Origin of the sequence: Paenibacillus sp. 23TSA30-6 (assembly GCF_014858585.1) — a bacterium.
GTDB lineage: Bacteria > Bacillota > Bacilli > Paenibacillales > Paenibacillaceae > Paenibacillus.
Genome location: NZ_SLTL01000038.1, coordinates 12,268 through 31,719, shown reverse-complemented (window position 1 = coordinate 31,719; position 19,452 = coordinate 12,268). Strand labels below are relative to the sequence as shown.

Below are 19,452 nucleotides of genomic sequence, written 5' to 3'. Positions count from 1 at the left end.
AATTAAAATACATTTATCTAATTAAAGGTAATGAAAGGTGTAATATTTACTGAATATAGTTGACCAATTTCCCTTTATCCTATATTTTCGAATACAGGGGGAGAAACTATGAGACAAAAATGGATTGATATTGTAAGAAGTATTTTAATTGTTTTAGTGGTATTCGGGCATTCAGCGTTCATACAGTATTACTCAAACTGGCATGCAGTTATCTATTGGTTTCATATGCCAGCATTTTTCTTTCTTAGCGGATATGTATTTAAGCCTAAGGAAAGTTACATTCGGCAAGCTAAACTCATTACCAAAAGATTGCTTATCCCATATGGTATTATTGTTGTAGGCATCACATGCTATCGGTATATGCTCACGCCGATGTCCACGGATATTTGGGATGAACTCCGAAATATCCTTTTAGGCGGCAGATTTATAGATGGATTTTATGCTCCAGTATGGTTTATTACTTGCCTATGGGCTACACAATTGATCTATACTGCTGTAATAAAGTTACCCAATGGTTATATGTGGCTATTAATCCTATTTATGTTTACGGTAGCTCATTTCCAACCAAGTTCATGGAAGTTACCTGGAAGTATTGATCTTAGTTTATATGCAATTCTATTTTATGCATTAGGACATCAAATAAAATGGATTGTTAACTGGTATTGTTGCGCACTGGGAGCATTATCCTTCTTGTTTTTCTACTATTTAGCTAGCCAACAATCAATTTCTTTTGCGCTTGATATGAAACAGCATGTATTGAATGGTAAATTTGATTTACTTATTCCATTAAGCGGAATACTGATGATTGTTGGAATAGGAAAAGTTCTTGAAAAAATCACCCTTGGCGATATATTTGTTCCAATTGGTAAAGAAAGTTTAAACATTATGTACCTACACTTAATAACTACACTGGAGTTATATCGTTTGGGTGCATACACTAATATTTTTTTATTTGTATTCCTTGGAATTGGCTTACCGATGATTATAAACTCTATCATGCAATTTGCCATTAGGGGGATAATCATCATAAAAAAGCGAGCGCAAATTTCTAAAAATAATCTAAGAAGATTGGATATCTAATTTCGATTTATTGCTTGTAATTAAAAATTTCTCCATTCTTAAAAGTAAGAGAATCACTTTCCAATTCAGGATTTTTTTGCTTAGAGAGAATATTTGGATTACAAGTAAAAAGGTGAAAAAATAGATTTGCGTAAGCTATCACTGTGACTTTGGATGCAATAGCTTTGGACGGCGTTCGCAAGTAACGGAAGAACGGACTCGGACATGGTGGGAATAGCATACCGCGGCCAATTGCAACAGACTTATGGCAATGCACTCCTCGATGGCCTTGACCATTCTTGTCTTTCTGATCCGTGACGCGCTCAAGCAGATGGACTTGACTTCTCCCTTCTCAAGTACCGGTTCAATTTCGGTTTGGATTTGCTCCAGATATGGTAGCTGAACCAGCCGATGGCCTACTTCATTTCGTGGAAGGTGCACTCGATCTTGAAACGCTACTCATATAAGCGGATGATGTTCGCCGCTGTAAGCGTCATATCGATGCTCAACGATATGGACAACTACCCCTGGTACTGCAGAACAAAACGCAGCCCCTTGTGTAGCCCTTGCTCCACAGGAGATCTAGGGAGTAGCAGTTCAACGTTTCTTCCTTACCGTACATCTTCACCATGGCTGATTGAAACACGGCCCCCATTAATGTGGAACAGAGTCTTCAGCTTGAGTACAGCGCCCCTTTCCAAGACCACTGAAGAACTTGTAGTTTCGATCATTATCTTTAGCAACGTTCAAAAAAGACGAAGCTCTTCTAATTATTAGATGAGAAGTCGTCTTTTTTTCATATTACGGGTGAATTCCCCATAAAACTAATCTGTGAGTTTTAAATTCGCTTTAAATTCACTAGTCGATTTCGTTCTCTAATACATCCTTTGTGTTTAGTGTAGGGAACTTGTTTTTCATGGATTTATCTACTTTATAAACCGATGTTCTCAACTTTTTTATCCATTCATCAGGATTTCTTTGGGGACTTCTAGTTATAGCAAACTTTCGTTTGAATGGCCAACACACTCTGCTTGGCCTTCGTGACGATGTGCATCGGGGCATTCCCGACATGTTCCAGTAATTTAACCACTCGAGTGCGGGAATCGACAGAAAATAGCGTCCAGTAGGAAGATCGCCTTCCCAGCTGCGAATCCCTGATCAATTATCTGTACTACGTGAGAGGATCGCCCCTCCGATGGATTCTCCCAGCCAAAGACGGGTTTTCACTCCATTCTGCATCTCCATGAACAAGGGCAGACAGAACCACTTCTACGGGATTCCCATGAAAATGCCTGCCGCGCCAAACTGATGCCCGAAGAGTTAATTGGACTTAGAAGAGTTTTCCGATTCCTGATGCAACTTCTTGACCCCAAACATACAACGGGCTTCCTTGGCCTGTTTGACCCTTTCACCGTTGACTACACTTCGCCCTGCTCATAGTGGAGGGGAAAGCGCCCGGTAATCTGAAGCTAGGTCTTCCGAAGGGACTCCAGCGGCCACGCGGAGGAAAGAAAAAGTGGTCTAGCATTCCGTACCAAGCTGGGGTCAGCGAGAGGTCTCGGATGATAAAAGTCGTCCCCAACGAGTCGGAACACAGCATCTGGCCCACGATGATCACAACAAACCACTGAAAAAAATTTCTCAGGAAAAGTAGGGACGGAATATGCGCACACGCAACACAGAATCCAAGTATTTAAGCATAGGTATAACAATCGCAAAGGTTTATGGTAGGCTAACTTCTGTAACTCTTTCTGCGATTTTCTCCTTTCTAGATGCGAGAACCAAGGAATACCATTCATCGCCTTACTTGGATATTTTTATCAGTAAATTTCCACCGTCCAGGATCGAAGTAATCACTACTTTCGCCGTAAATTGTCTCTAACTCTATATCTGCTGGTCGATCCGTCCACCAATACTTGAGAATTCCCTTTGTTCATTATCAGAAGGGACAAAGGGAATTAAGTACAGAATAATATTTTCGGAGAGTAGCGACTTTATAATTTACCCAATATAAAAACTAATTTATATATGAGGTTGTCCAGCAGCGACTGTCTATAAAAAGGCGTTCGGAAAATATATTGCACACGAGTAAACAAGCCGCTCTGATAATTCTGCAGAAAGCAGTCGAGATCTGTATATAACTGGCGAGGCAATTCTTGTCTATATAATTGAATAAACTGCCGAGCTTGCTTACTTAAAATGTAACGGTTTTTACCTTTGACAAACCTACTCCACCTTTTCTTCCATGTGCTCACCCAACCATCCGTCGAGCCACCAAGCACATTATTTTGATGCTGTCGATATAGAATAGAAGGTTTAGGGTCGAAAACAACCTCTCCAAAAGAGGATACGCATAAATAAATCCACCAGTCATGCATAATAATGTTTTTCAAAGAAGCTGGCATTCTCTTTTTCACGAGCTGAAGTGTTTCTTTATTAATCACCATGGTACAGCCTACACATACATTTTCAATGAGAGCGTTATAAAAGGATAAAGGTCTGGCTAGATCTGCTGGCCATACCTTGAGAGGTTCCAAAGTTTGAGAGACCATTTGCGTAGCAGAACAATACATCAGCGGTTGGCCCCCATCCTTTGCCTTTAGTAAAGCTATAGCCTGACTGAGCTTATTCGGCATCCACACATCATCCTGATCGCAAAAGGCGTAAAATTCGAAATTCTCGGAAGCTTTTTGTATCAGATCAAAAAAGCTCGCAATAACCCCCACATTGCTCTCGGGGGATAAAATAATCTGTTGAGGATAACGCTGCTTCAGCGCATTCAACTTGGTAACCGTGTCATCTGTTGAGCCATCATCACGAACTAGAATCTGAATATTTACGTCTTTCTGATTGATCAGGCTTTCTACTTGCTCATCTAAATAAGCTGCTCCATTATATGTAGATAACAAAATTTGCACATTGGGCCTTTTCAGAATGATACCCTCCTTATAGCTCCATATATGATGAACTGTCTTATACATTATATTACTCATTGGGCTTGACCGACATATGTCTCCACATCATAAAATCTCCCAATCATAACATGATGGGAGATCACTGTAAATATATAGTCTACCTCTACTTACTTGAATTTTCCACAAACTCTTTCAGAAAATCCTGCAGCCCTTCACGCCAATCGCGCAAATCATTCAACCCATTCGTTCGGATCGCAATATGCTCCATAACCGAATTACGCGGGCGTGCTGCGGGTCTGGGGAATTGTTCCGTACTACATGGGTCCAGTTTCGCTGTAATTCTAGCACCTAATAGTTCTGCCACATCCTGAAAAATCGCTTGTGTAAACTCATACCAGGTACAAGAACCGCTATTGGACGCATGATATACGCCATACTTCTCGGTTTGAACCAATTCCGCCAAAAAGCGAGCCAAATCCACCGTATAGGTAGGTGAGCCTTTCTGATCGTTCACAACCTGAAGCTGCGGCTTTTCCTGCCCAAGCTTCAACATGGTTTTAACGAAATTATTCCCGTGCAGTCCATACACCCAAGACGTACGAACAATAAAGTACCTGGAGGAAAGTGTCTGAGTCAATATCTCTCCCGCTCGTTTGGACTTTCCGTAGATGCTCTGCGGATTTGTATTATCATACTCATGGTATGGTTGCTCCGCTGTTCCATCGAACACGTAATCCGTGCTGATATAAACTAGCTTGGCTCCTGCTTTTTCTGCGGCCAGTGCAATATTACGTGTTCCTGCCGCATTTACCTGATAAGCCCCATCTACATCGGACTCCGCTGCATCCACTGCCGTATACGCTGCACAGTGGATGACAGCATCAGGTTGATATTGTCCTACGATCTTCACAGCTTGCTCCAAATTCGTTATATCTAGCTGTTCCCGATCGTATCCAAGGACATCATGTCCTTGCTCCTGAAAAACCTTTACTACGTCTTTACCAAGCTGACCGGATGCTCCAGTAACCAGTACCTTCATCTTACGCATCCCCCAGGCGGGCACCATACTGCTTAGCATAATATTGTTGATATTCACCAGACTGAATGCGAGTCCACCATTCTTTATTGTCCAAGTACCAACGAATTGTTTCTTTAATACCCGTTTCAAAAGAGTGTTTTGGCTTCCAGCCCAGCTCATTCATGGTTTTGGTCGGGTCAATACCATACCGACGGTCATGGCCCGGACGATCCTGTACATACGCAATTAGAGATTCTGGCTTGCCCAGCTCCTCCAATACCGTTTTGACGATATGCACATTCGTCCGCTCATTATTTCCACCGATATTGTATACCTCACCAAGTTTCCCTTGATGAATAACCAGATCAATTGCACTGCAATGATCCTCTACATACAACCAATCACGGATGTTCAAACCATCCCCATATACTGGTAGCTGCTGATCGCTCAACGCACGCGAGATCATCAGTGGAATCAGCTTTTCCGGAAACTGGTATGGGCCATAGTTGTTGGAACAACGTGTGATATTCACTGGTAGACCAAAGGTCTCGTGATATGCACGAACCAACAAATCGCCGCCTGCCTTGGACGCAGAGTATGGGCTATTGGGCTGGAGTGGAGTTTCCTCCGTAAACAAGCCTGTTTCACCCAGAGTGCCATACACCTCGTCTGTTGATACCTGTACAAACTTGGTTATTTTGTACTTTTTTGCAGCGTCCAGTAGCACCTGCGTACCCAATACGTTTGTTTTTACAAACACTTCGGGTTCCAAAATGCTCCGATCTACATGCGATTCAGCCGCAAAGTTCACCACTACATCAATTCCCTGCTGCATCAGCTTGTCAATCGTTTGTGTGTCGGTAATATCCGCTTTGACAAAGCTATGTTTAGGGTGATTTTCGATGGATTCCAAATTCTCCAGATTGCCTGCATACGTGAGTGCATCCACATTCACAATTTCGTAATCTGGGTGTTGCTTTAACATGTATAATACAAAGTTGCTGCCAATAAATCCGGCCCCGCCGGTGACAAGAAGTTTCATACAGTCCTCCTAAATCATGCTCTAATACATATAAGATATGCTTTATTGAACTAATAAGAAACAAAAATGGTTTTTTTATTAGTTCAACTGTGTATATAGCTGAGGTTAAATCCTCTAATCAAAATTAATGTCTGCATCAGCCAGTACCGGAAGCTTCTGATCCTTCTCTGAAAGAATAGCATGAGAAGTCGGCCAGTCAACCCCTAGTGCAGGATCATTCCACAGAATTCCACGATCATTTTCAGGTGAATAATATTCGTCTACCTTATACAACACCTGGGTATTGGGAACAAGCGTACAGAATCCATGAGCAAAACCTTTAGGAACCAGTAACTGACGTCTATTATGCTCGCTTAAAATCACCCCAACCCATTGACCGAATGTTGGAGAACTTTTACGAATATCTAAAATAAGATCGTAGATGGCTCCCGAAATCACACGAATAAGTTTTGTCTGCGCTTTTGGGTTAAGCTGGTAATGCAAACCACGAATCACACCAGTTTCTACAGATAAGGACTGATTATCCTGAATAAAAGCATGATTAATACCATTGTCTTTCATGATCTGCTCATTGTAACTTTCCATAAAGAAACCACGGTGATCACCATGAACCACGGGTTCAATGATTTTGGCTCCTTTTAGTTTCAGAGGAATTACTTTCATGAATATGTATCCTCCCTTCAATTATAATTATTATAGCTTTAATTTCCCAAATTCGTCGCCAAAGACGATATCTTTAGCTAGTTCATTAGCACGTGCAAGAGATGGATGGGTTCCAGCATCAGTCCACCAGCCTTGAAGGACATCGTATGCCAAAGTCCCATTAGCAATATATGCATTGTTAACATCAGTAATTTCTAGTTCTCCACGCGTGGAAGGCTTGAGCGTTTTTACAATTTCAAATACATTATGATCAAACATATAAATACCCGTTACGGCAAAATTACTTTTAGGATTTTTAGGTTTTTCTTCAATAGAAACAATTCGTTCTCCTTCCAGCTTAGCCACGCCAAAACGATGAGGGTCTTGGACTTGTTGAAGCAATATCTTGGCCCCAGTGGTTTGGTTACGGAAATTGTCCACAAAAGGCGCAATATCATCTTCAAATACATTGTCTCCTAAAATTACAACCATTTGATCATCGCCCACAAATTGTTCAGCCAAGTCAAGAGCTTGTGCGATTCCACCAGCTTCATCTTGTACTTTATAAGTGAACGTCACGCCCATTTCACGACCACTACCAAGAAGATTAACAACATCCCCCATGTGTTCCTTACCAGTAACAATTAGAATATCAAGAACGTCTGCTTGTTTGAGTTTATTTACCGAATGAAAAATCATTGGGTATTTACCAACAGGTAATAAGTGTTTATTCGTTACCTTGGTTAAGGGGTAGAGACGTGAGCCTGTACCACCTGCTAGAATTATTCCTTTCATGCCAATTCTCCCTTCATAGCCGCATACTATTAACAACTTCCCCTTTAATTTCGTCCCAAAAGGAACAAAATCTTATAACATCTTCCTCAATAAGCTCCGGACCCTTTTGTATTTCTATAATTTCCAAGTCACTCTTTGCAAATACACTGTGTTTTTGCCCCGGACTAATTTTGACACTATCGCCTGTTTTTAATGAACTTAAGCAATTATCAATAACTAACTCACCAATACCACTGATAATATTCCAAATCTCCGTACGTTTAGTATGCATCTGATAGCTCAAATTTTGTCCTTTTTTTATGCAAATTTTCTTTGTAAGCACTTCATCTCCATCTTCATTATTAATATTATAATCGAGGATTCTAAACCATCCCCATCTTCTTTCTTCATACATTGGACGATTATTCAGATTCTTAATAGAGTTCTTCAACTGTGGCGTTATTGCTACATCTGAAACCAATATACCATCAGGACTAGCTACCACAACAACATCGCTCAATCCCAAAACCACAACAGGTATGTCTAACTCATTAATCAGATTGACTTGTTGACAATCCGAAACGATGCCCTTACCCAATTGTTTAGAATCCATCTCTTCAACCAGAGAATCCCACGTGCCTAAATCTTTCCATTTTCCTTCATAAGGGAGGACATGAAGTACTTCTTCTTTTTCCAAAACTTCAAAGTCAAAACTAATTTTTCGAAGGTTATTATATTTCTCAAGCATTTCATCAAATTGAACTGGAAGACCTCTGTCTTCCATAATTCCTACTAAATACTTGAGTTTAAAAGCAAATATCCCACAATTCCATAAAGCCGATTGGTCGATTAGCTCCTTAGCTCTTTCAACAGGTGGTTTTTCTATAAAACAATCAACTTCCTGTAATGAAGAAACGTTTTTAGAATTAACCTTGGGAAGAATATAACCATATTTCTCAGTAGGAACAAGTGGTTTAACACCCAACAGAGCAATATTTAGTTCTTCTTCATCCATTATCTTTTCCAATTGAAAAATTTGCCGAAAGAAATCATCTTCTACATATAAATCTACAGGCAGAACAACAACAACTTCATCAGGACTCTCGTTTGTTTGAGATAATAAATATGAAGCAGAAAGAGCTATAGCTGGAAATGTATCTTTTCGTTCCGGTTCTATAATTAAAGGCGGGCAATCATTGAGTTGAGACTGTATCATCTCAACTTGAGATTTGCTAGTCGTAATAAATGTGGACGAATCTAAAGACATATTTCTAATCTGTCTCCAAACACGTTGCACCATAGACTCATCATTCCCGTGTTCATCCTTTAAGATTTTCAAGAATTGCTTTGAACGCGAATCATTCGAAAGTGGCCACAATCTAGTGCCGGAGCCCCCTGAAAGCAAAATCAATTTCATTTTATTACCTCATTTTTTTTATTTCTTTAGCCAATAGGAAGGATATATTTTTATAACAGCAAATAATGCCTTCAGCTTCGCCTTTTTTAGGCTTGTTTTTTGTTTTGTAAAAAAGACCTCTTTAATCACATGAGCAACATACAAAATAAATTGTTTAGCAAATGTTTTAAACTTAAAATTTTTAGATATAAACAGTAGCTTATTGCGATAGACATGGAATACAAAAAATGGCGACCATTCTTGGCTACTCCCTGTATGTACATGTCTAACTAGTGCTGTTGGACAAAATAATAATTGCAAGCCTTGTTTCTTTACTCTATATGATAAATCAGTATCTTCATAGTACATAAAAAACTTACTGTCAAACCCGCCTATTTCAACAAATAAATCACGTCTTATCATCATTGCCGCTCCACAGCAGGAATCAATTTCTCTGGCTTTATCGTATTGTCCCTGGTCTTCTTCACAAAAACCCTGATCAAAACCATTAAAACCTTCATCGACTCCAGAACCTGCATTTTGAATCAATGTTACTTTATTATTACTGATGAAATCTTCGTCTAAAACAATTTTTTCGTGAAGAGAATAGCTATTCTCACCTATAATTATAAAATCAGTAGTTTGATCGTGTTCTTTTATTACTTGTAAATCAATACTATATTCTGACACTCCATGAATTAGTGGTAAGTAAAAAATAGTATGACCAAAGCAAGTTAATTCACTATCCATGTACAATAAGTTTTTTGTGAATTTCACATCGACTTTTTGACTAACATCATTAATCTGTACATTACTAGAAATTATAATTTTGTCTTGGGTTTTAACTTGAACTTTGATAAAGTCATGAAAAAATACTAGTTTTGAGGCTACCATACCAATATTTTTCTGACTACTAAAAAATGTGTACATCTCGAGAAGCCAGTTCTTCTCTACCGCCGTATCATTATTAAGAAAAACAACATATTCACCTTCCGAATGTTTAACTCCATAGTTGTTACCACCAGCAAATCCCAGATTCTCTTTCGTTTCTAAAATCTTCAAATTGGGAAAAATATCGCGGTAGCTTTCAGTTAAAAACTGAATGGAACCATCAGTAGAATTGTTGTCAACAAAGACTATTTCGTAAGTAAGACCAGTTGAATCCATTTTAGAAAGAGAATCAAACAGATTTTTTATATACCTTTTTCCGTTAAAGTTAACAATAACAATTGAAATGTTATAAGACATCAAAAATCTCCCTATTCTTTTCGTAGAAAGTTTCTACTGAAAAATCCTTTGCTCTCTTGGACGCGTTAAGAGCAATAGCCTCTCGTTTCTCCGAGTTGCTAATTAACTCCTGAGTATATTCCAGTAACTCTTCCTCGGAATTCCATAAAAACCCATCCTCTTGTTGATTAACAATTTCTGTTTGTCCCCCTTTATTTATGACAATCGGAACAACACCTTTGCTCATTGCTTCTACAGTAGTTATACCAAAATGCTCCATTTTCTCAGGGAAACGATCACTCTCTTCATTAAATCCCGTTGCATGCCAAAAAAGCTTAGCCCGATCATAGAGATTATTTACTTGAGACAAATCACTATTAATGTACAGATAGATGGGATATCCTTGGATTTTCTCTTTTATTTTATCCACATACTCTATATCAACAGGGTTATTAGATACTGCTCCAACTATGTGCAGTTCCCATCCTTGGAGTTTATGAATATTCTTTATAAAAAAGTCAACTAAGAAATCCTGTTTCTTATTATGAGCCCCTACAAAAAAACGTCCTACAGATAAAATAATATTTTCTTTTTTTTCAAACTCAATTTCATTGATTTCATTTTCTAAAAACACAGGAGGATATATAGTGACATTTTTCTTTTCAGTTCTCCAATAGTGTTGCAGCCAATGGTTTGTAAATTTAGAATTACTTATAAAATAATTGTAGCTATTCTTAAAACGAAAATTCAACCAATCGGCAAATAAATTATGTGGGAATTTATTAAAACTAAATTTCTGAGGTGGAAACATACAAGAGTATAAGTTTCTTTTTGCTCTGCCTATATGTTTGCTTAGAAACATGAAATTTAAAAACAAGTCATACTTACTTGTAATTTCTTCTATAACCTTTTTGTTTTTATAGTGTTCTATTAATGACCCCGGTGCCTTCAAATCTAATTTTAAAATTTTAGTTCTATCCAAATGAATTCCAAAACGATTATTTAGTTCATTTATGGTAGGGTAATTCTCCGAATGAATGTTAACTTCGTTATAATTATGAACCAATATATCAATTTCAACATCGTTATAATAGCATTCGATGAATTTACAAAAATAGGCCATATGCTTCTCCCCTCCTCCTAGAGTGGGATAATAGGGGTTCAAAACAAGCACTTTCTTACTCATTCATCTTCTTCCTTCCTTCGTGCATCATTAAAAATTTGTTTTTTCAATTCCATAAATTCATACTTTAACTGATGATAATCATGTTGAAGATTTTTTAACGAATCAGACAATCTTCCATTTTCTAAAACAACTTCATGATTATGCTTTTGTAAATGAGTATACGCAAGATTATTTTCATTGAATTTCTCTGTCATTTGATGAAGCGATAAATTCAAATGATTAATTTGCAACCTAAATTCGTGATTTTGTTCACTGAGCTCAGTAATTTGAATGTTTTTTATTGCGACTTGTTCATTTAACAAATCCAACTCTTGATTCTTTAGAGCTAGCTCTTCAGAGCTTTGCTGAGCAACCCTATCTTTTTCATTTATTAAAAATTGATTTTCCTCTATTAAATGCTTAGTCTTTTTGAAGATCGCTCTTCTTTTAAGGCTTCGATTTAATAATTCAGTAATCTTTTGGTCAATCTGAAGATTAGTTTCGTTATGCTGTTTTTTTAATGTGTCATACTTAAGTTGTAATTGGCTAAACTTTTTTTTTATGCTTTCTGACTCCGTTTTTAAATGAGCTTCTTGACTTTTATAATTATCTAGCTCAATGTTTCTATTATTTAATGTTATTTTGCTGTTTTCTAATTTAATTGAAAGCAAATTTTTTTCACTATTCAATGAATTGATTTTGTCTTCATATTCACCTAGCAAGTGTTGTTGGTTAATTGTTTGACTCTCATTCTTTTTACTTTCATCTAAAACCTTATTTAAAGTTTCAATTTTTTTCGAATATTGATCACCAATGTTATAGGAACGCTTTTTCCCAAGCACATACTCTTGGAATGCCATCTCCATTTTTTGATATTGGGCAATCTCATCAATTTGAAATTCTTCAAAAAGATCATCCAATTTCAGAAAAGAGTTTAAATATTCACCATACTTCCAAAACAGTCTAGACAGACTCCTATAAATTATAAAATCCAAAGGAATTGATGTGTGAAATATCCATTCATAATCAATAACAGTAAATATAGATCCGTCAAAAAAAATATTATCAAAGGTTAAATCAATATTTGCTTCAGCCATACACTCTACATCTGAAAAGTCAGGTTCAAATCCGAATATATCTAAAAATAATTCCGTGGATTTAAAATTTTCTTGGTACGTAATATCAAAAGTTTTCAAATAATCAATATAATCTCTAATATATCTTAATAAAACAGTGATATTTTTTTTGGAAATTGCGTCTAGCATATGCTCGTCTAAAGATTTCCCTGGGGCAAAATCAAATGTAATAGCAATATCATTCTTTAAAGAAGCCTTGGCAGAGTTTATATGTGGATATTGTTTACTCATAAACAGATAATTGTCATGGATTTGCTTGATATGAGCTTTACTGTCGACTGTTAGAGCTTCCTTTTGAACATAATTAGTTCCCGAGTTATTTGTTAATATACTTGTTTTAAGTTGAAATCTCGGCAGACGGTTACGGTTGTATTTAGTGTATACAATTTTCATTTCGCAGTCCCCTCATAATTTTCACTAAAGACTAAGAATGAATTCGCGAAAAGGTCAAAATGACCATTTTGTATAATGTTATTAAATACTAAGTACTCTTCAAAACAAACAGTTTGCTCAGTATCATAACTTGGAGTTACTTTTTCTAGTTCTCCCACTTTTGGAAAGCAATCGTCGGAGAATATTTGTGTAGGGAGCTTATAATCCGGCATAGGGTAATAAAATTGCGAATTCTGAAATCCTGCTGTTTCAAGCAAATTGGTTAGATCAGTCTTGCCAAAGGTTTTAACACCCTTATCAGAGATATACCCTTCTAAGCTTTCAAACTGAACTCCCGTGTGATCTTCTTTTCTTCCAGCCCAATATTTTAAACCCAATTTATTTTCAATGGCAACAATCAAAACACCATCTGGTTTTAGCATTTTTTTGATGCTCTTCAGAAAATCTAGATAAGGCTCAGCAGTATTCGTGAATTTTCCTGCATACTCAAGAACTCCTATTAGGGTTATATAGTCAAACTTTTCATCGAATTGAATATCATTTAAATTTCCTACTATAATTTCCAAATTTTTCTTATCCATGTTACGATAGGCATTTATTTCCGCCCTCTTCTTAGAAAGCTCTACAGCCACAACTCTTTCATTCTTTTCGCATATTATCCCGGTAACACCACCACAACCTGCCCCAATTTCTAATACAGCACTCCCTTCTTTAAAAGGGTACCAATCAAGCAAATTAAATCGATATGGTGATAAATGATACAAAATAGGCCATCTATCATTCTTACTTAGAATTTCATGAACATCAAAATCTTTTTTTACCATTTCTAAAATTTCATTTTCTATATCACCGTCACTATACAGATCCTCACCATGATAATATTCATAGTTTATTAGCACATTTCCAATTTTCGTTTTCATAGGGTTACCCTCTATTTTCATTTTTAAACAACTGAATTTGTGACTCTAAATCATATAAACCTACAATATTTTTAAAAATGGAAGCCTCAAAGGAAAGTACATCATACAAACGGTGATAGACTACTAATTCATCGCTCTGAAAGCCAGTACAACCCAAAGAAAGAGTATAATATCCACTTTGGAGTTTAAAACTTTGCGTGAATGTCACAATTATCTCCTCGTCTGGTTTTATATCTGGTGTCAATATATTTTCAAACATTGTATTAGTTCCACAAATTTCATTTCCTTTTAAATCTTTAACTGTAAATGCAAAAATAGGTTGCTCTAATTGTGAATGAAATCTAACTTTCATTTTGATCACGACTGGCTCATCACTGATAATTTTAGATGATGGGATACCATCAAGATCAAAAATACCGAAGTCTATGATTTCGGCCAGTTTGTCTCCATATTCAAGCAATGTTTTGTTAACAGAAAAGCTCTTTTTCCATTCGCCAACTTCAGTGAGGTTAGTTTGCTTATTTACTTTTAATTCCTCACTTATATCATAAAGATTAACCAGTATTTTCTTATATACATCTACCATTTCTTTTGGGGTTCCCTCAGCAACATTTTCTCCATTATGAATAACTGCTGCTCTATTGCAATACTTCAATATCGTATCCATTGAATGAGTAACAAATATAATAGTTTTGCCCTGATCTATAAATTCATTAATTCTTCTAAAACACTTCGTCTGGAAGGCAACATCTCCGACAGACAATGCTTCATCGATAATTAAAATATCAGGATCAACATTTATTGCAACAGCAAATGCTAACCTGGCAAACATTCCGCTAGAATAGGTTTTAACGGGTTGGTGAATAAAATTATCGATATCAGCAAAGCTTAAAATATCTTCTAGACGCAAATCCATTTCATCCTTGGAAAACCCCATAATTCGACCGTTAAAATATATATTCTCCAAACCGGTTAGTTCAGGGTTGAAACCCGCGCCCAATTCCAGGAGTGCTGCAATTTTACCTTTAACCAGAATGTCCCCTTCACTCGGTTTCAGTACCCCAGTGATCATCTTTAGTAATGTTGACTTACCCGCACCATTTTTGCCCAATATCCCAATGCACTCACCTTTGTTAATAGTAAGCGAGAGGTTTTTCAAAGCATAAAATTCTTTATGCCTTTTACCCTTCATTGGGATTACCGCTTCCACTAAGCGATCTGTATTCTTCTCATATAGCTTATAAATTTTAGAAACATTATTCACACTTATAACTGGGTCTGGAGAGAGTAATTCTTGCACGATACTGGACATCTCCGTAACCTCCTTAAATTTTAAATGACATCAGCAAAATGAGGCCGCAATTTTTTAAATAAGTAGTAACCAATTAGTAGAAGGATAAAAGTAACCAGCCAAAAGTACAGTGTTTGCTGGGGCCGTTCCCAGAACCAATAATGATACAAAAATATTCCACGATAGCCCTCAATGATATAATAAAGAGGGTTTAGCTTAATTAAAAATTGATATTTTTCCGGAATAGCCGTTAGGGAATAAAAAATTGGAGTCAGCCAAAAACCAAATTGCAGAATCATAGAAACCACCTGGCCAACATCCTTCAAGAAAATAACTAGTGAAGAAGTAATCCACGAAAGACCTAATAGTAAGACGATCATACAAATTAAGAAATATGGAATTTGTAGATAGTAAATGTCCGGTTGAAATCCGTATATAGAAAACAATACGAATAAAAAGACCAAAAAAAACAAATGCACAAACAATGAAGAATAAATCTTAACAATAGGTAGAATCTGAACCTTAAAAATAACTTTTTTCACCAAAAAGCTATTCTCTATTATTGAATTAGTAGCTGTTTGAAGTGCATCAGAGAAAAAATTCCATGGTATTAATGCTACAGAAAACCAAAGAATAAAGGGAAAATCGTTCATAGGTGTATGTTTAAAACCTACTTGAAAAACAAACCAAAAAATCAGCAAGCTAATTAATGGTTGAATAAATGCCCAAGCAATTCCCAGATATGATCCAACATATTTTTTTTTAAAGTCATCTTTGGACATATCAAAAATGAATTTATGTTGTTTTAGAAAACGTAATAAAAATGAATCCACAACTACTCGCCAACTTTCCTTTTTAAATTAAAGATTTAAAATAAGTCGATTTTACTTCGTGTGAAATTGGGTTACTAGTTATAACAAGATAATGTATGCTAAAATATTGACGTATCTACAAGAAAAGGAGATTGTAAACCTTGTCGAATCCAGTATACGGGAAACAGGCCAAAACGTCGACCCGTGACGATAAAAGGCCGGCTATGTTTTGGGTGTTAATTGTTGGCATTATTCTGTTTTTAGCTTGGGCCCCCTTTCAGGCTGCACTTTTTAATGGGCAAATGCTTGATTTTGAGAAGCCTCTGTATTGGGCTTTGATCATCAGCACGATTCTATTGATTTTAGGAATCGTAACCTATTATAAGAAATTCAAACTCGAAGATCAAAGAGACTGGCTGGCGGTGCTTGTTATGTTACTCCCACTAACCTACGTGCTCTCATTGGTTTCCGCTGCTTCTCATTATCTCGCAATGAACATGGTAGTAGTGCAGTGTATCTATGCCGCCCTGTTTATCATCTCAATCTATCTACTCCAGGATCGCTTAGGCAATAAGATTATTCACAATCTGATTATGACTGTTGCTTATGTCATCGTAGGCTTTGGCTTTATCAACTGGTTCGGACAGTGGGTACTTGCTGGCAAGCTGGTGGGCTGGCTTAGCCAATATGTTTATCAAAACCGTTATACCAATGCAGTCATGACAGATACAAATGGGCTCCGGCTGACATCAGTGTTTCAATATGCGAATACATATGCCGCCTTTCTAATGGCTTTCCTATTCGCAGCCGTTTTTTGTCTGATGAAATCAAAATCATGGTATGGCAAAGCTACTCATGGCTTCATGTTGGTGCCAATTCTGGTCTCGCTATTCCTGACCTTATCACGGGGCGGTCTGGTTATGCTGCCAGTCGTATTCGTGCTGCTCTTGCTTTTCTTTAAACCTGCACGCCAGATTATATGGATTTTGCATTGTGCCATTGCTGGTGTAGCGTCAATATCTCTCTTGGCTCCGATTACGAATATGGGATTACAACTCAATAAGACCTACAACGGCGGAGAGGCGGCCAAGGCTTGGGGATTACTTATTGGTGTCTCCCTTGTTGTAGCTGTCGTACTGTGGCTTGTTGAACGTTATCTGGCACCAAAGCTGGAGAATGCCCTCAAAGGGTGGACCTCCCGGAAGTTCTCCAACCTGTGGCTGCCTGTCGGATCGGTTGTGGTGATTGGCTTGCTGGCTTTTCTGTTTATTGGAACTGGCCTGCGCAGCGTACTGCCTGATAACGTCCAGGTCCGGTTAGAAAACATCAATTTCCGGCAGCATAGTGTACTGGAGCGGCTTGTATTCTATCAGGATGCTGCCAAATCGATTAAAGATCACCCTGTTATTGGAAGCGGCGGTGGTGGTTGGGCAACTTTATACGAAAAATACCAAGATTATCCTTATACTAGCCGTCAGGCCCATAACTTTTTTATGCAGTACCTGGTTGAAGTTGGCATTCTCGGTTTTGTAATTTTCATGTCATTTATCATATATATTTTCTACAAATATATTCGTAACTATATTAGACAGAATGATGAAGAACGGGATTCTCACTTTTTGTATCTTATTGTGGCACTCTCGATCCTACTTCATAGCTTGTTGGACTTTAATCTCAGTTACGTGTTCATGGGCATACTGGTATTCGTGAGTCTCGGTGGTATGGCCGCTGCTATGGACAGCAAGCCGCTTAAACGCCTGTCCATGAGTGCTTCCGGTTTTCGGATCACGTACAGTGCAGTCATTGGTATCTTGAGCATCGTCATTCTGTTTGCAGGCCTCCGATTCGTGCAATCGGCTAATGCTGCCACATATGCCAAACAGATCATGGCGGTCAGCACATCATTTGAGGAAATTCAAAGTGCTATTAATAAAGATCTTGAACTTCGTCCTACACATCCGGATTCGGTTATAAGACTGGCTGCACTGTACAAGAGTGTTTATCAGCAAACGAAAAAAGAGGAATTTTATACTGCTGCAATAGAGGTGCTAAATACGGGCCTGAAAGCAGAACCGTATAATAAAATCATGTATAACTCCAAAATTAACCTTTTACAAATAAAAGGTGAGAATGAGCAGGCCCTCAGCATTTTGGAAAATAACATTTCCAACTTTAGATGGGACAATGACTGGTACAATATGTTGATCACTCAAGCTTATTCTCTTGGTGATCAGGCACGTGAGCAGAAGGACACGGCCAAGGAGCAGAAATATTTCCAAGCAGGTCTTGCTGCTTACCAGCAGGTTCTGGATGGGGTAGCTCATATTAAGACGGTTCCACCTGAAATTCAATTGACACGTACTTTTGAAGTAACCCCAAGCATTGCGCTCAGTACTGGCAAAATTGAGTTCATGTCAGGTAAGCCTGCAGAGGCTGCCAACATCCTCAAAAACAGCTTGAAGGATGATTTGAGCGATGCTACGAATCGTGAGGTGGCTCGCTATTATATCGTCGCTATACAAAAGCAGGGACAGGATGACAAAGCATTGTACGATAAGCTGATTAAAGCTGATCCGAAGGAGAAGGAGCAAATCGCTCAGTTGAAATCGGAGAAATAGAGCAACACAAAAAGAGGCTGCCGTGATATAACACATCATCTGGCAGTCTCTTTTTTATATTGAGGAAGAGGGGCTTATTACGGTGATACTTTTTTTTGTTGATCTATCTCTTCAATAACCTGTCTCATATAAGCCAAAACTTCATCTTTAATCTCGTTATGCTGCAGAGCATAATGGATGGTTGTTTCTATGAAGCCCAGCTTTTCACCAACGTCATGGCGATTTCCATCAAATTCGTAAGCCAGGATCGGACTCTTTTCACCCAGTTTGGACAATGCATCCGTCAATTGAATCTCACCGCCTACTCCAGGGGATTGCTGCCCAAGGATATCAAAAATATCGGGCGTCAAGATATAGCGTCCCATGATCGCCAGGTTGGAGGTTGCTTCTTCCTTTTTCGGCTTTTCTACCAGACGTTCTGCTTCCGAGATTTTGGTGGTAAGTGCATGACCCTCAACAATCCCGTAACGATGAACCTCGTTCCAATCCACTTGCTTTACACCTACAACAGAGCGCTGATACTCGTCGAAAACGTCGATCATCTGTTTGAGACATGGATTCTCAGACTCAACGATGTCATCACCTAAAAGTACAGCAAAAGGCTCATCCCCTATGAATTTACGTGCACACCATATAGCGTGACCTAAACCTTTGGGCTCCTTTTGACGGATGTAGTGTATGTCTGCCATTTCTGTTGGCTTGCGCACCTCATTGAGCAGATTCCATTTTTCCTTGGCGGCCAGATTATGCTCCAGTTCAAATGAGTAATCAAAATGATCCTCAATCGCTCTTTTACCTTTACCTGTTACGATAATAATATCTTCAATCCCAGATGCTACAGCCTCTTCGATAATATATTGAATGGTTGGCTTATCTACAATCGGAAGCATTTCCTTAGGCATTGCTTTGGTAGCAGGTAGAAAACGGGTTCCTAATCCCGCAGCAGGAATAATCGCTTTACGGATTTTCATGGATTAATCTCCTTTGTCTTCAATATAACGGATAGATATACTTCTATGATTATAACAAGAAGGTGAACTATTT

General features: G+C 37.9%; 15 protein-coding genes. 2 read left to right on the top strand and 13 right to left on the bottom strand.

Annotated elements, in window-relative coordinates:
* Positions 1 to 108 precede the first annotated feature (108 nt).
* Complete coding sequence (locus E0698_RS23640; protein ID WP_192513095.1) at positions 109 to 1,080, top strand: acyltransferase family protein; 972 nt, start codon at positions 109 to 111, stop codon at positions 1,078 to 1,080.
* 1,973 nt (positions 1,081 to 3,053) lie between these two features.
* Here E0698_RS23640 and E0698_RS23635 read toward each other — a convergent pair.
* The 12 genes from E0698_RS23635 to E0698_RS23580 form a co-directional block, all read right to left on the bottom strand.
* Positions 3,054 to 4,040 (bottom strand): glycosyltransferase family 2 protein, encoded by a 987-nt coding sequence (locus E0698_RS23635; protein ID WP_192513103.1) that lies wholly within the window; start codon positions 4,038 to 4,040, stop codon positions 3,054 to 3,056.
* A 97-nt stretch (positions 4,041 to 4,137) separates the two neighbouring features.
* Positions 4,138 to 5,013 carry a dTDP-4-dehydrorhamnose reductase gene (gene rfbD / locus E0698_RS23630; protein ID WP_192513102.1) on the bottom strand — a complete coding sequence of 292 codons (876 nt, stop codon included), beginning with the start codon at positions 5,011 to 5,013 and terminating at the stop codon, positions 4,138 to 4,140.
* A gap of 1 nt (position 5,014) precedes the next feature.
* The gene (rfbB, locus tag E0698_RS23625) at positions 5,015 to 6,034 is read right to left on the bottom strand and encodes a dTDP-glucose 4,6-dehydratase (RefSeq protein ID WP_192513094.1); all 1,020 of its coding nucleotides are present in this window, start codon (positions 6,032 to 6,034) and stop codon (positions 5,015 to 5,017) included.
* Between the two features lie 114 nt (positions 6,035 to 6,148).
* Positions 6,149 to 6,697, bottom strand: coding sequence for a dTDP-4-dehydrorhamnose 3,5-epimerase (gene rfbC / locus E0698_RS23620; protein ID WP_192513093.1), 549 nt, complete (start codon positions 6,695 to 6,697; stop codon positions 6,149 to 6,151).
* Positions 6,698 to 6,727: 30 nt separating this feature from the next.
* Entirely contained in the window at positions 6,728 to 7,471 is a 744-nt protein-coding gene (locus E0698_RS23615) for a sugar phosphate nucleotidyltransferase (protein ID WP_192513092.1), read from the bottom strand.
* 13 nt (positions 7,472 to 7,484) lie between these two features.
* The gene (locus tag E0698_RS23610) at positions 7,485 to 8,867 is read right to left on the bottom strand and encodes a sugar phosphate nucleotidyltransferase (RefSeq protein ID WP_192513091.1); all 1,383 of its coding nucleotides are present in this window, start codon (positions 8,865 to 8,867) and stop codon (positions 7,485 to 7,487) included.
* Between the two features lie 18 nt (positions 8,868 to 8,885).
* Positions 8,886 to 10,094, bottom strand: a complete 1,209-nt coding sequence (locus E0698_RS23605; RefSeq protein ID WP_192513090.1) for a glycosyltransferase family 2 protein — start codon at positions 10,092 to 10,094, stop codon at positions 8,886 to 8,888.
* On the bottom strand, positions 10,084 to 11,259 hold the full coding sequence (locus E0698_RS23600) for a glycosyltransferase family 4 protein (protein WP_192513089.1): 1,176 nt from the start codon (positions 11,257 to 11,259) through the stop codon (positions 10,084 to 10,086). The genes E0698_RS23605 and E0698_RS23600 overlap by 11 nt, the downstream gene beginning before the upstream one ends.
* On the bottom strand, positions 11,256 to 12,767 hold the full coding sequence (locus E0698_RS23595) for a hypothetical protein (protein WP_192513088.1): 1,512 nt from the start codon (positions 12,765 to 12,767) through the stop codon (positions 11,256 to 11,258). The genes E0698_RS23600 and E0698_RS23595 overlap by 4 nt, the downstream gene beginning before the upstream one ends.
* Positions 12,764 to 13,687, bottom strand: a complete 924-nt coding sequence (locus E0698_RS23590) for a class I SAM-dependent methyltransferase (protein ID WP_192513087.1) — start codon at positions 13,685 to 13,687, stop codon at positions 12,764 to 12,766. The genes E0698_RS23595 and E0698_RS23590 overlap by 4 nt, the downstream gene beginning before the upstream one ends.
* A gap of 4 nt (positions 13,688 to 13,691) precedes the next feature.
* Positions 13,692 to 14,999 carry an ABC transporter ATP-binding protein gene (locus tag E0698_RS23585; protein ID WP_192513086.1) on the bottom strand — a complete coding sequence of 436 codons (1,308 nt, stop codon included), beginning with the start codon at positions 14,997 to 14,999 and terminating at the stop codon, positions 13,692 to 13,694.
* Between the two features lie 20 nt (positions 15,000 to 15,019).
* Positions 15,020 to 15,811: an ABC transporter permease gene (locus E0698_RS23580; RefSeq protein WP_337916446.1), complete on the bottom strand. Its 792-nt coding sequence runs from the start codon at positions 15,809 to 15,811 to the stop codon at positions 15,020 to 15,022.
* A 140-nt stretch (positions 15,812 to 15,951) separates the two neighbouring features.
* Between E0698_RS23580 and E0698_RS23575 the strand changes: the two genes are divergently transcribed.
* Complete coding sequence (locus E0698_RS23575; protein WP_192513085.1) at positions 15,952 to 18,408, top strand: O-antigen ligase family protein; 2,457 nt, start codon at positions 15,952 to 15,954, stop codon at positions 18,406 to 18,408.
* Positions 18,409 to 18,485: 77 nt separating this feature from the next.
* Here the strand turns inward: E0698_RS23575 and galU are convergent, their stop codons facing one another.
* Positions 18,486 to 19,379, bottom strand: a complete 894-nt coding sequence (galU, locus tag E0698_RS23570; RefSeq protein ID WP_192513084.1) for a UTP--glucose-1-phosphate uridylyltransferase GalU — start codon at positions 19,377 to 19,379, stop codon at positions 18,486 to 18,488.
* Positions 19,380 to 19,452: the final 73 nt, after the last annotated feature.

Excerpts from the sequence above, each read along its gene's own strand:
- E0698_RS23640 (WP_192513095.1), top strand. The coding sequence starts at position 109 with ATGAGACAAAAATGGATTGATATTGTAAGAAGTATTTTAATTGTTTTA.
- E0698_RS23635 (WP_192513103.1), bottom strand. The coding sequence starts at position 4,040 with ATGTATAAGACAGTTCATCATATATGGAGCTATAAGGAGGGTATCATT.
- rfbD (WP_192513102.1), bottom strand. The coding sequence starts at position 5,013 with ATGAAGGTACTGGTTACTGGAGCATCCGGTCAGCTTGGTAAAGACGTA.
- rfbB (WP_192513094.1), bottom strand. The coding sequence starts at position 6,034 with ATGAAACTTCTTGTCACCGGCGGGGCCGGATTTATTGGCAGCAACTTT.
- rfbC (WP_192513093.1), bottom strand. The coding sequence starts at position 6,697 with ATGAAAGTAATTCCTCTGAAACTAAAAGGAGCCAAAATCATTGAACCC.
- E0698_RS23615 (WP_192513092.1), bottom strand. The coding sequence starts at position 7,471 with ATGAAAGGAATAATTCTAGCAGGTGGTACAGGCTCACGTCTCTACCCC.
- E0698_RS23610 (WP_192513091.1), bottom strand. The coding sequence starts at position 8,867 with ATGAAATTGATTTTGCTTTCAGGGGGCTCCGGCACTAGATTGTGGCCA.
- E0698_RS23605 (WP_192513090.1), bottom strand. The coding sequence starts at position 10,094 with ATGTCTTATAACATTTCAATTGTTATTGTTAACTTTAACGGAAAAAGG.
- E0698_RS23600 (WP_192513089.1), bottom strand. The coding sequence starts at position 11,259 with ATGAGTAAGAAAGTGCTTGTTTTGAACCCCTATTATCCCACTCTAGGA.
- E0698_RS23595 (WP_192513088.1), bottom strand. The coding sequence starts at position 12,767 with ATGAAAATTGTATACACTAAATACAACCGTAACCGTCTGCCGAGATTT.
- E0698_RS23590 (WP_192513087.1), bottom strand. The coding sequence starts at position 13,687 with ATGAAAACGAAAATTGGAAATGTGCTAATAAACTATGAATATTATCAT.
- E0698_RS23585 (WP_192513086.1), bottom strand. The coding sequence starts at position 14,999 with ATGTCCAGTATCGTGCAAGAATTACTCTCTCCAGACCCAGTTATAAGT.
- galU (WP_192513084.1), bottom strand. The coding sequence starts at position 19,379 with ATGAAAATCCGTAAAGCGATTATTCCTGCTGCGGGATTAGGAACCCGT.